Annotated in this window: 12 protein-coding genes; 5 read left to right on the top strand and 7 right to left on the bottom strand. The window is 71.8% G+C overall.

Going from position 1 to position 11,036, the window contains the following annotated elements:
• Nucleotides 1-68: 68 nt before the first annotated feature.
• A complete protein-coding gene (locus tag ACWEF6_RS01445; RefSeq protein WP_449681061.1) occupies nt 69-1,304 on the bottom strand; it encodes a lipopolysaccharide biosynthesis protein in 1,236 nt (411 codons plus the stop codon).
• A gap of 70 nt (nt 1,305-1,374) precedes the next feature.
• On the opposite strand from ACWEF6_RS01445, the gene ACWEF6_RS01440 reads away from it, so the two are divergent.
• Nucleotides 1,375-3,057 carry a hypothetical protein gene (locus tag ACWEF6_RS01440; protein WP_449681060.1) on the top strand — a complete coding sequence of 561 codons (1,683 nt, stop codon included), beginning with the start codon at nt 1,375-1,377 and terminating at the stop codon, nt 3,055-3,057.
• Nucleotides 3,058-3,060: 3 nt separating this feature from the next.
• Nucleotides 3,061-3,243: a hypothetical protein gene (locus ACWEF6_RS01435; RefSeq protein WP_310967336.1), complete on the top strand. Its 183-nt coding sequence runs from the start codon at nt 3,061-3,063 to the stop codon at nt 3,241-3,243.
• Nucleotides 3,244-4,139: 896 nt separating this feature from the next.
• Here the strand turns inward: ACWEF6_RS01435 and ACWEF6_RS01430 are convergent.
• The gene (locus tag ACWEF6_RS01430; protein WP_449681253.1) at nt 4,140-5,372 is read right to left on the bottom strand and encodes a glycosyltransferase family 4 protein; all 1,233 of its coding nucleotides are present in this window, start codon (nt 5,370-5,372) and stop codon (nt 4,140-4,142) included.
• A gap of 161 nt (nt 5,373-5,533) precedes the next feature.
• Here ACWEF6_RS01430 and ACWEF6_RS01425 point away from each other — a divergent pair, with 161 nt between their 5' ends.
• On the top strand, nt 5,534-6,229 hold the full coding sequence (locus ACWEF6_RS01425; RefSeq protein ID WP_449681059.1) for a class I SAM-dependent methyltransferase: 696 nt from the start codon (nt 5,534-5,536) through the stop codon (nt 6,227-6,229).
• Between the two features lies 1 nt (nt 6,230).
• Here ACWEF6_RS01425 and ACWEF6_RS01420 read toward each other — a convergent pair whose 3' ends face one another.
• Nucleotides 6,231-7,298 carry a DUF3068 domain-containing protein gene (locus ACWEF6_RS01420; protein ID WP_449681058.1) on the bottom strand — a complete coding sequence of 356 codons (1,068 nt, stop codon included), beginning with the start codon at nt 7,296-7,298 and terminating at the stop codon, nt 6,231-6,233.
• 260 nt (nt 7,299-7,558) lie between these two features.
• On the opposite strand from ACWEF6_RS01420, the gene ACWEF6_RS01415 reads away from it, so the two are divergent.
• Entirely contained in the window at nt 7,559-8,056 is a 498-nt protein-coding gene (locus ACWEF6_RS01415; protein WP_449681057.1) for a hypothetical protein, read from the top strand.
• 4 nt (nt 8,057-8,060) lie between these two features.
• On the opposite strand, the gene ACWEF6_RS01410 is transcribed toward ACWEF6_RS01415, so the two are convergent.
• Nucleotides 8,061-8,468: a RidA family protein gene (locus tag ACWEF6_RS01410; RefSeq protein WP_449681056.1), complete on the bottom strand. Its 408-nt coding sequence runs from the start codon at nt 8,466-8,468 to the stop codon at nt 8,061-8,063.
• An 89-nt stretch (nt 8,469-8,557) separates the two neighbouring features.
• Here ACWEF6_RS01410 and ACWEF6_RS01405 point away from each other — a divergent pair, with 89 nt between their 5' ends.
• Complete coding sequence (locus tag ACWEF6_RS01405) at nt 8,558-9,028, top strand: MarR family winged helix-turn-helix transcriptional regulator (RefSeq protein WP_449681055.1); 471 nt, start codon at nt 8,558-8,560, stop codon at nt 9,026-9,028.
• Here the strand turns inward: ACWEF6_RS01405 and ACWEF6_RS01400 are convergent.
• From ACWEF6_RS01400 to ACWEF6_RS01390, 3 genes are read right to left on the bottom strand one after another with little or no spacing between them, the layout of a single operon-like run.
• Nucleotides 9,025-9,237 (bottom strand): helix-turn-helix domain-containing protein, encoded by a 213-nt coding sequence (locus ACWEF6_RS01400; protein ID WP_310967346.1) that lies wholly within the window; start codon nt 9,235-9,237, stop codon nt 9,025-9,027. The two genes, ACWEF6_RS01405 and ACWEF6_RS01400, sit on opposite strands and share 4 nt — an antisense overlap.
• Nucleotides 9,237-9,716, bottom strand: coding sequence for a DUF2975 domain-containing protein (locus tag ACWEF6_RS01395; protein ID WP_449681054.1), 480 nt, complete (start codon nt 9,714-9,716; stop codon nt 9,237-9,239). Before ACWEF6_RS01395 ends, ACWEF6_RS01400 begins: the two co-directional genes overlap by 1 nt.
• A gap of 56 nt (nt 9,717-9,772) precedes the next feature.
• Nucleotides 9,773-10,951, bottom strand: coding sequence for a PucR family transcriptional regulator (locus ACWEF6_RS01390; RefSeq protein ID WP_449681053.1), 1,179 nt, complete (start codon nt 10,949-10,951; stop codon nt 9,773-9,775).
• Nucleotides 10,952-11,036: the final 85 nt, after the last annotated feature.

The following is an 11,036-nucleotide window of genomic DNA, read 5'->3' as shown; positions in this document are numbered from 1 at the left end:
AGCCCCGTAATCCACGTGATGGGAGACGGATCTCGCGTGATTGAGGCCGTAACTCGCGAGATCCGGCTTCAATCACGCGAGTTACGGGGCTGATCACGCGAGTTCCGGGTTCGGTCACGCGGGCGGAACTCGAGGTACGCGCCGGCCGCGGCCAACGCGCCGGCCGTGCACGTCGCCGCGGTGACCACCTGGGTGGGTGATCCGTGCAGCCACGTCGTGATGAGCAGGGCCTCCGCGGCGACTGCCGACCACATCAGCACCGTGACGCGGCGGTCGCCGTCGGCCAGCCGCGCGTACAGCAGGATCTGGACCAGCGCCAGCATCGAACCCGCCAGGGCGAACGGCCACACCGGCATCGTGCTGCCCGCGTACCGCGCGCCGCCGATCACCGCCAGGAGCGAGGGGCCCAGCACCAGCGACACCAGCAGCACCAACGCGTCCAGCCCGCCGCACACCAGCAGCGCCACCGGCAGCACCCGCCGGCGCCGGTCGGACACCGCGAACCGCGGCAGCACCAGCACCCCGACCGCCTGCGGCAGCCAGTACGCGATCTTCGTGACGATCGCCCCGAGTGCGTACTCGCCCGCCTCGCCCGCCGGAAGCGTGTGGCGCGCCAGGACCAGGTCCAGGTTGACCAGCAGCACCAGCGCCAACATCGCCTGCGCCGTGTGCAGCACCTCGCTGCCGTGGCGGTCGGCCCAGCGGGGCCGCGGGCGGCCGCAGAGCTGCCAGCCCGCCACCACCGCGAGCGAACCCACCGCCGCGCCGGCCAGCGCCCCCGTCGGGGACCCCGAAAGCACCAGCCCCACCAGCGATCCGCCGACCTTGCCGGCGCCCTCCAGCGCGATCAGGCCGGACAGCACGGCGAACCGGTGGCTGCCCTGCAGGAGCCCGTGGAACACGCCCAGCAGCGTCAACGGCCCGAGCGCCGCCGTCACCAGCAGCGCCGGGGCCAGCGAACCCAGGTGCAGCAACAGCACCAGCAACGGGCTCAGCATCAACGCCGTCGTCGCGACGATCGCGCTCGTCACCAAGCCCAGCGCGAACAGCGAACCCTGGGACAGCGACGGCGAGCGGGCGACCCGCAGCGCCACCACCGTCTGCAGGCCCATCGCCGGGACGACGCCGATCACCAGCACCGCCAGCAGCGAGCTCAGCTCTCCGAACGCGCCGGGCGCGAGGATCCGCGCGGCGGCCAGACTCAGCACGTAACTGGCCGCGTTGTTGCCCGCGAGCGCGAGCGAGACGAGGATCGCCGCGACCCGGTTGCCCGTCCGGGCCGGGACTTCGGTGTCTACGCTCAACGGCGGGCTCCCGTTACCGGTGGGTAATGACCAGGGACCATAACCGCGCACGCAACAGAAAGGAAGGGCCGTGGACGCACCGGGCAGGCGGCTGGCCCTTCCCGTGCTGGCGGCCGCGCTGGCGTTCGCCGTCTGCGGGCCCCTGCTCGGACGTGGGTTCGTCCTGAGCTACGACATGGTGTTCGCGCCCCGGCAGTACTTCGTGCCGGACGCCTTCGGGGTCGGCAGCACGCTGCCGCGGTCGGTTCCCGCCGACGCCGCCGTCGCGCTCGCCACCACCGTGCTGCCCGGCGACATCGTCCAGAAGCTCGTCCTGCTCCTGGCCATCTTCTTCGCCGCCCTCGGCGCGGGACGGCTCGTCCCCACCGAACACCTGGGCACCCGGCTCGTCGCCGCGACGGCCTACGCCTGGACGCCGTACGTCGCCGAGCGGCTGTTCATCGGGCACTGGCCGCTGCTCCTGACCTACGCGGCCCTGCCGTGGCTCGTCGGCGCCGGGCTCGCCGTGCGCGCGCACGAACCCGGTGGCCTGCCGCGGCTGGTGATCGCCGGCGCCCCGGCCGTGCTGACCCCGCCGGGCGGCGTCCTCGCGGCGGCCGTCATGGTCGTGGCCGCCGGTTCGCGGCGGCTGTGGCAGACGGTTCCGCTCGCCATCGCGCTCAACCTGCCCTGGCTGGTCCCGACGTTCCGCAACGCCGGCGGCACATTCTCCGACCCGGCCGGCGTGTCGGCGTTCAGCGCCCGCGCCGAAAGCTGGGGCCCCGCCCTGCTGAGCGTGCTGGGCCTCGGCGGCATCTGGAACGCCCAGACGGTCCCGGAAAGCCGGTCCGTGCCGCTGGTTCCCCTGCTGACGCTCGTCGTCGTCGCCGTGGCGGTCGCCGGGCTGTGGCCACTCGCGCGCCGCTGGGGGAAGGCCCCGGTCCGCTCCCTGACGGCTCTCGGCGTCCTCGGCGTGCTCCTGGCTTCGCTGGCGACGTTGCCGGGTGGCGAGACGCTGCTCACCGCCGCGACGCGGTACCTGCCCGGCGCCGGACTGCTGCGGGACGCCCAGAAATGGGTGGCTTGGTGGGCCTTGCCGCTCGCCTTGGGCTTCGCGCTGGCCGTCGAAGCCGCCGCGGCGAAGCTGAACACCGCGCGGGGACGCGTCGGCTTGGTGACGGCGGCGGTCGTCTTCCCGCTGCTGACCATGCCGGACCTCGCCTGGGGCGGCTGGGGACGGCTGGCCACCGCGCACTATCCGGCCGACTGGCAGGCAGTGTCCGAAAAGCTCGGTGACCGGCCCGGCGACGTGCTCGTGCTGCCGCTCTCGGCGTTCCGCGGGTTCGCGTGGAACGCCGGCCGCACCCAGCTCGACCCGGCGCCGCGCGTGCTGCCGAAACCCGTGCTGATGGACGACACCCTGCTGGTCGGTGCCGAGCGGATCGCCGGTGAGGACCCGCGGATCGGGGACGTCAACGCGGCGGCGTCCGCGCGGGAGCTCACCGACGCCGGCATCGGCTGGATCCTCGTCGAACACGGGACACCCGGCTACGTCGACCCGCGGTTGCTCACCGGCGCGACGCCGGTGTGGTCGGGTGAGTGGCTGACGCTGTACCGGACCCCGGGTGAGCCCGCCGTGAAAGCGATCTCGTGGGCGCCCGCCTTGCTGGCGAACGGAGTAGCGCTCACGTTGCTGTGCGTCGCAGTGTTGTGCCGCATGTTACCGATGCGTACATTGGGCCGCGGCAGGATTCTCCCGCCGCGGAAGGAGTGACACGTGGGCACGGTCATCGGCGCGATCGTCGCCGTCATCATCGGCGGCGGAGCGGCGACAGCGGGGGGCTTCGCCCTCATCACCTCGGCCAACCCGGACACCGCCGCTCCGGTGCAGGAGAAGCTCAACGCGCAGGTGAAGTACAACCCGGCCGACCACCCGCTCAAGCTCTACGGGGACCACTGACGCTCGCCTCCGACCACGCCCACCGCGTCGTCGGGCTCTACGGCGACCCCACCGTTTCCTGGAGCATCCTCCTCGAAGCGGAACTCGGCGCGGCCGCACCGGAACCGGAGAAGCTCCGGGCGCGGCTGGCGGCCGCCATCCAGCAGTACCCGCATCTCGGTGTGCTGCCCGGAATCGAACGGATCGGCGACCTGGCGGAAGTCCGGGATCGCTTCGCTTCGGCGCCCTACGCACGGGACGCGCCGCTGGTGCGCGTCGCCGTCGGCGAGCAGACGCTCCTCATCGCCGCGCACCACGGCGCCCTCGACGGCCTCGGCCTGCTGTCCCTGCTCGGCATCCTCCTCGACGTCCCGGTTTCCTCGGGGGCGCGCGGGATCGGCGAACGGACCGGCGGCAAACCCTTTGCCCTTTCGGCCCTCCAGCGGCTCGCTGAGGCGCTTTTCGCGCCACCGGGCCGGATCACGCCCGACCGCGGGAGCGAGGGCGTGGGAGACGTCTTCGTGGCCTGCCACGAGCCCCGCCTGCGCTTGGGGGCTGCGGGGTTCGTCGCGGCCGCCGCCCGCGCCACCGAACGCTGGAACCGCGCGCACGGCGCCCGCACGGCCCGGGTCGTGGCCGCGCTGGGCGCGTCACGGAGGTCCGGCGCGGCGCCGGAACCGGTGCACGACAGCGCGTTCTTCCGGCTGCGGCTGGCGCGCGGCGCGGACGTCGCCGCGGTCCTGCGGGCCCAGCCGCCGGAACCGGACTTCCCGGCCCGCAGCAGCCGCCTGGCCCGGCTGGGCACCCGGTTGCTGGCGAGCCGGCTCGGGTCCACGTTCCTGGTGTCGAACCTCGGTGTGGTGTCCACCGGGGACACCGTGCGGACGCTGGCGTTCTACCCGGCGGCGAGCGGCCGGTCAGGCGTGGCGTTCGGCGCGGCGACCACCGGCGGCCGGACCACGGTCACCGTGCGGGCCCGCCGCAAGGACTTCGACGCGGCCGCGGCCGCCCGGCTCCTCCGCGAGTTCCGGGACGCGGTACGGGACCAGGGTCCGGGGCCGGGGGACCGGCTGCCCGGAGACGTCCCGCACCAGTGACTCGAACTGGCCGACACTGGCGTCCCAGCTGTACTTCCCGGCCCGTTCGGCGCCCGCCAGGCCCATCTCCGCGCGGCGGAGACCGTCGGCGAGCAGGCCGTCGACCTGCGCGGTGAAGTCGTCGAAGTCGTCGGCCAGCAGGCCGGTCCGGCCCTCCACGATGGACTCGGTGACGCCGCCGGCGGCGCGGTAGGCGACCGAGGGGACGCCGTGCGCCGCGGCCTCCATGATGACGATGCCCCAGCCCTCCTTGACCGACGGGCACAGGTGCAGCCACGAGCGCGCGAGGATCTCGTGCTTGGCCTGCTCGTCGACCCAGCCGTGCAGGACGACCCGGTCGGCGACCCCGCGCGAAGCCGCGTGGTCGCGCAGGACCTCGTCCCACGGCCCCTGCCCGACGACCTCCAGCCGCAGCGACGGCCAGCGTCGCGCGAGCCGCGCGACGACGTCGATGGCGTGCTCGATCCGCTTGTGCGGCACCAGCCTGCTCACCGCGACCAGGGTCGGTTCACGGTCCCGTCCGGACGCGCACGGCGGGGGTGCATCGAGGCCGTTCGGGACCACCGTGACGCGCTCGCGGCCGATGCCCAGCTCCGCCAGTTCCGCCTTGGTGACCTCGGAAACCGTGACGTAGGAGCACTTGCGGAACAGCCACGGCGCCAGCCGCGACTCGATCCACCAGCCGACCCGGCCCAGGGTCTCGCCGAGCGCGCTGATCCACTGTTCCTTGTGGACGTGGTGGACCAGCACCAGCACCGGGCAGCCGGCGACCAGCCGGGCGAAGAACGGCATCCCGTTCTGCACGTCCACCACGAGGTCGGCGCGGGCGCGGCGGATCGCGCGCAGGGCGTGCAGGTAGACGCCGAACTTGTTGCCGCGCCGCCGGTAGCGGACGCCGTCGCGCCACTCGCCCGCGGTCGCTCCCGGGTAGGCGGCGCACTGGATCTCGACCCGGTACCCCGCTCTGGCCAGGCCTTCGGCCATCCGCTCGACGTACCGCTCGGAGCCGCCGCCCTCGGGGTGGCCGGTGTCGCGCCAGTTGAGGAGGAGCACACGAGGACGTTGCATCGGGTTTTTCCAAACTGTAGCGACGGTGCTAGGTTACTGGTGCGTACACCCTAGATGAACGTATTCCGGAAAGCGACGGTTCAATGGTAGGTAATCCGGTTCTCGTCGCGACGGGGCAACCGCATCGCGCCACGCTCCGCCGGTCCGTGACCCTGTTCCGGACATTCCTCACCGAGCAGACCGACCCGGACGGCTTCTATTCCGCGCTCGCTGCCGACTCCGTCCGGCAATTGGCCTCGCACGCTCCGCTGCCGGGGCGCACGGTGCTTGACGTCGGCGGCGGGCCGGGGTATTTCTCCGACGCCTTCCGCGCGGCCGGCGCGGTCTACCTGGGCCTCGACCCGGACGTCGGCGAGCTGTCCGCCCGCGGCGAGCCGGGGGAGAACATGATCCGCGCCAGCGGCACGGAACTGCCGGTGCGCACCGGATCCGTGGACATCTGCTACTCGTCGAACGTGCTGGAGCACGTCTCCGAGCCGTGGGTCATGCTCGACGAGATGTGCCGGGTGACCAAGCCCGGCGGCACGGTCTTCGCGTCGTTCACGCCGTGGTATTCGCCGTGGGGCGGTCACGAGACAGCGCCGTGGCATTTCCTCGGCGGTCATTACGCCCGGCAGCGTTATGCCCGGAAACTCGGGAAGCAGCCGAAGAACAAATTCGGCGAAAGCCTCTTCCCGGTTTCGGTCGGCGCCGCGCTCCGCTGGGCGAAGGCGACGCCGCTCGCCGATCTGGTGGCCGGGTATCCGCGGTACCACCCGGGCTGGGCGATGTGGATCGTGCGGATTCCCGGCCTCCGCGAAATCGCGTCCTGGAATCTGGTCCTGGTGCTGCGGAAGCGCTGATTCAGGTGCGGGCGTAGACCGCCTGGCGCCGCTGCCTCGGCGCCGGCGGCGGGGCCGGGCGGCGGCGGACCAGCAGGTAGACCGCGACGAGGATCAGCACCCCGCCGCCGATGCCGAGCCAGAGCGGGCCGGTGCTCGACAGGAACTCCAGCTTGCCCTTGTTCGCGTCGATCTGGTCGACCATCTGCGCGATCGTCTTGCCGTTGTAGGCGAGCGTCCCGTCGAACACGACGGTCGGCGTGCCGCCGGTGGCGCGGCGCAGTTCCTGGTGCTGCTGTTGCTGCTGCTTCACCTCGACGCCGGTGACCGGTTCCACCCACATCGTGTTGACGCCGCGGTAGTACAGGTCCGCGTCGACGCTCGGCTCGGTGGCCCCGACGAGCGAGCCGGGCACCGACTTCGTCTCGAGCTTGGTGTCCGGGATGTCCTGCACGAACTTGTAGGTCTCGATCCCGTTCACCTCCTCGACGCCGGTGAACCGGGCGGTGACGGCCTTGCCCGTGTTGTCGTCGTAGACCGGGTAGTCCTTCTGCTCGGTGCCGAAGGGGAACTTGAAGTTCAGGCCGGGCTGGGCCTTGTAGATGTTCTGCTCGGGCGGCTTCTGGCCGTCCTTGTCGGCCTTGTCCTTGAGCTCGGTGACGTAGCTGCTTTCCTTCGTGCAGCTCGGGTCGGCCGCGCCGCGCGGGTCGTAGCCCTCGGCGGTGCGCCGGTCGAAGCAGACCTGGCGCTTGCTCGCGGTGATCACGGTGCCGTCGGAGTCGTCCTTGACCTGCACCGCGAGCAGCCAGACCGCGTAGTCGGTGTCGGCGTGCATCTCCGGCCGGGCGAAGTTCGCCTGGACACGGGCGGTGGCGGTCAGCTTCGCGTTTTCGCGGATCTCGGTGACCGGGCCGGTGCCCTTGTCGGTCACGGCGAGGACCTTGCTCGCGGTGCCTTCCAGCACCGACGTCGAATCCTGGTCGAGCGGCACCTTGGCGAGCTTCGGGTAGACGTAGGTCGGCAACAGCACCGCCCCGGCGACCGCGAAGACCCCCAGCGCCAGCAAGATCAGGCCCACAGCTCGTCGCAACGGTCCTCCTGGGTGGACACAAATTACCCGGCGGTAATCAGGTGCACGGATAGTGGCCCGCGCCACGTCGCGCGTCAAAGTGTGACCGGCGGTCACAGACGTCCGGTGCGACCGGAAGGTCGCATGCGCACGGCCGTTCGGACCAAGCGACCAAACATGTTTGTTCCCGGGCACAACGGGCCCGGGCTCACCATCGGACGATCCCCAGCCGCCGCGCCGGACCGAGAAGGAGAAAATCCCTTTTGCCCCAGGACCCCTCGATGGTCGCCATCGCGGCGACCGCGCGCTGGCGGGCCCGGATCGTGGCGGCGGCCGCGAGCGCGGGAATTACCCTCACCGACCCCTTGGCGGGCGTGCCCGGAATCCGGGTGCTGACGTGCGCCTCGGGCGACCTCGCGGCGATCGTCCCCCGGCTGGACCGGGGCGCAGCCGCGTCCCGGCCGGCGATCGGAGCGCATTCGGACTCGATCGCCGACCGGGAGCTGCGGGACGCGGTGGCGGACGTCGCGGCCTTGCTTTCGTTGCACGGGAACGTGGTACTGGACCTCGACGCGGGCGGGCGGCGGTCGCGCCCGGCTCGCCCGGACGTGGTGGTTTCGGCCGGAGTGGACCGTCCCCAGTGGACGGAGCCGGCGGTGACGCTCCCGGTGGGGCGCGACCGCCGAGGCGGCCCGCTGAAAGTGGCTCTGACGGCGGGCCCGGGCTTCGAGGGCGCGCTGCTGGAGCTGGCCCGCTTGGTCGAAGCCGACGCGGCTTAGCCGGTCAGTCCTCGCCGAGGATCGCCGTCGCCCGGATCTCGACCCGCATGCCCGGCGCGCCGAGCGCCGCCACGCCGAGCTGGGTCCAGATCGGGGCCCGGTCGCCCATGCGCTTGCGGAACTGCGCCACCATCACCCGCGTGTGGTCGTCGCCGATGGTGTCGTCCGCCGTGGGGAGGTGGAACGAATCCACCGAGACGACGTCCGCCCAGGTGGCGCCCGCCGTGGCCAGGGTGCGCTCCACGTTGTCGAACGCCCGGACGATCTCCTCTTCGAGGTCCTCCGGGAACACCGTGTCGTCGTCCCAGCCGCCCTGGCCCGAGATCTCGACGCGGTTGCCGATGCGGACCGCCTGGCTGTAGTGCAGGGCGGCCAGGTGGCGCGGGCCGTAGCCCGGGGTCACGAAAAACACGAACGTCTCCTCCGATTGACTTCACGCTTGAAGTCAAGCTAGCACAACTTCAAGCGTGAAGTCATCCCGCGGCGGATAGGGTGCCACCCATGGGCACGGATCACGGAGGCACGCGCTGGCTCAGCCCGGCCGAAAAGGACGCCTGGACCGGGCTGGTCTCGCTCATCCTGCTGCTCCCGGGCCGCCTTGAAGCGCCGCTGCAGCACGAAGCCGGCCTGACGCTCTTCGAGTACCTCACCCTCAGCCACATCTCGGAGGCGCCGGAGCGCCGCCTGCGGATGAGTGAACTCGCCTACCTGGCCAACGGTTCCCTGTCCCGGCTGTCCAATGTGGTCAAGCGGTTCGAGCAGCGCGGCTGGGTCGCGCGCTCGCCCGATCCCGGCGACGGCCGGTACACCCTGGTCGCCCTCACCGACGCCGGGTTCGAGGTGGTCGAGGCCGCCGCGCCGACGCACGTGCGCAGCGTCCTGGACGTCCTCGACCCGCTCACCGCGGCCGACCAGCAGGCGCTCGCCCGGATCGCCGCCAAGCTGCGCGTCCGGCCCGCCGACCTGGGCTAGAGGTCTTCTTCGACCCACTCCAGCAGGTCTCCCGGCTGGCAGCCGAGCACCCGGCACATCGCTTCCAGCGTGCTGAAGCGGACCGCTTTCGCGCGGCCGTTCTTCAGCACCGCGATGTTGGCCGGCGTGAGGCCGACCTTCTCGGCGAACTCCCCGACGCTCATCTTGCGCTTGGCCAGTTCGACGTCGATGCGCACGACGATCGGCATCAGATGACCGCTTCCAGGTCGGACCGGAGCGTGGTCGCCTGGCGCAGCAGGGCGCGCATGACCACCATCAGCAGGCCGATCACCGTGATCGCCACGGTCACCAGGAACAGCAGCATCGGCATCCCCGGGTCGTCCGCGTTGAAGCCGACGAAGAGCAGCATGCCGACGAACACCAGCCACGCCGCGGCGACGGACCACACGATCGCGTCCACCCACTTCAGCGATGCCGTGGTGAAGATCCGGTCCTTCTTGACCAGGGTCAGCAGCTTCCACGTCGCGACGACCACCACCTCGACGCACAGCACCAGGAACACCGCGATGGCGGTCAACGGCCAGCGCAGCGGCGCGTCGTGCGGGTTCTGCTGCGTGTGGTAGGCGATCCCGCCCGGCAGCGACAGCGTCTGGAACACGACGAGGACGCCGAACAGCACCACGAGGAACACTCTGAGCGCGGCGACAGCCCACTTCTCGGTAACCATGCGCCGACTATCGCCGGGTTCCTATCGAAAGTCAATCGGTAGTGATCGAAAAGCGATCAATCCGGCTCGGGATCCAGGCGGACCGACTCGAGGGCGACGTACAGCTCGCCGACGTCCACCGGGTCGGTGAGGTCGCGCTTGGTCAGCTCCTGCACGCGGCGCAGGCGGTAGCGGACCGTGTTGGGGTGCACGAACAGCCGGTCCGCGGCGTCCTTCGCCGAGCCGTGGCCGGCGAACCAGGCCAGCAGCGTGTCGAGCAGGACCTTGCGCTCCGCGCCCGGCAGGGCGAGCACGCCGGCCAGCGCCGAGCGGACGACGTCGCGGGCCATCCCCGGCGCGGCCGCGACCAGCGTCGTCACCGGCGAATCGCCGAACACCACCACGCCCGCGGTCGCCGCCGGCAGCGAGCGGCGGGCGATCCGGGCTCGGTGCAGGGCGTCCGGGACGTCGGGGAAGCCGGTGAACGGCCGGCTCATCCCGGCCGCGACCGGGAGCGAACCCAGCACGTCGCGCAGCCGCCGGACGTCCTCGATCCGGTCGATGGCGACCAGGCCTGCCTCGCCGCCGGGCCGCCACGCCGACCGCCAGCGCCGCGCCCGCAGCAGCGCCTCGACGGAGTCGTGCTCGTCCGGCTCGACGCGTTCGGTGACCACGGCGACGAACATGCCCGCGGTCGGCAGGCCCAGCTCGCGGGCCGCGGCCTCCATCTCGGCCTGCCCGGCGAGCCGGCCGCGCAACAGGTCGTCCAGCAGCCGCGCGTTGGCGTGCGACGGCTCGGCCGCGACCTCCTCGTACGCGGTGGTCAGCGCCTCCGAGTAGTAGTCGATCGCCTTCCAGACGTAGGAGTTGATCTCGATCGTCCGCGCCGGGTTGAGGAATTCCGGGCCCGCGAGCTCGAGGAGTCCTTCGTAGACGAAGGTGCCGCCGATCCGGAACGCGCGCAGCACGGCCGGTAGCGGGATGCCCTGGCGCGCCTGGGCGAGGCCGGTCTTGCGGGCGGCGTCGAGGGAGAGGCCGCGGCCTTCGGCCAGCGCCGTCAGCGCGCGTTCGAGGTTGGCCTCACAGACCTGCCGCAGCTCGTCCGGGGCGGCGTCGGCCACCTGCCGGTAGAACTCGTCCTGCTCACTGAGCAGCCGGGCGAGGCGGTCGGCGAACTCCGGCAGCCGGGTCAGCATCTCGCGGACCAGTTCGCGGTGTTCGCGAGAGACCGGCCTGGCCGGAGCTTCGATGCCCATTCCTCACTTTAGCTCGGGTCCGCCGCCCGGGACACGCACGAACTTGAGCAAAATTCATGTCCACCGGGTGATCGACGTCGTGAGC

The organism is Amycolatopsis sp. NPDC004772 (genome assembly GCF_053601215.1).
Note: the sequence above shows the minus strand (reverse complement) of the source record. Positions and strands in the feature narration are given on the sequence as shown.

Excerpts from the sequence above, each read along its gene's own strand:
- ACWEF6_RS01390 (WP_449681053.1), bottom strand. The coding sequence starts at position 10,951 with ATGGGCATCGAAGCTCCGGCCAGGCCGGTCTCTCGCGAACACCGCGAA.
- ACWEF6_RS01415 (WP_449681057.1), top strand. The coding sequence starts at position 7,559 with ATGGTCGCCATCGCGGCGACCGCGCGCTGGCGGGCCCGGATCGTGGCG.
- ACWEF6_RS01405 (WP_449681055.1), top strand. The coding sequence starts at position 8,558 with ATGGGCACGGATCACGGAGGCACGCGCTGGCTCAGCCCGGCCGAAAAG.
- ACWEF6_RS01400 (WP_310967346.1), bottom strand. The coding sequence starts at position 9,237 with ATGCCGATCGTCGTGCGCATCGACGTCGAACTGGCCAAGCGCAAGATG.
- ACWEF6_RS01395 (WP_449681054.1), bottom strand. The coding sequence starts at position 9,716 with ATGGTTACCGAGAAGTGGGCTGTCGCCGCGCTCAGAGTGTTCCTCGTG.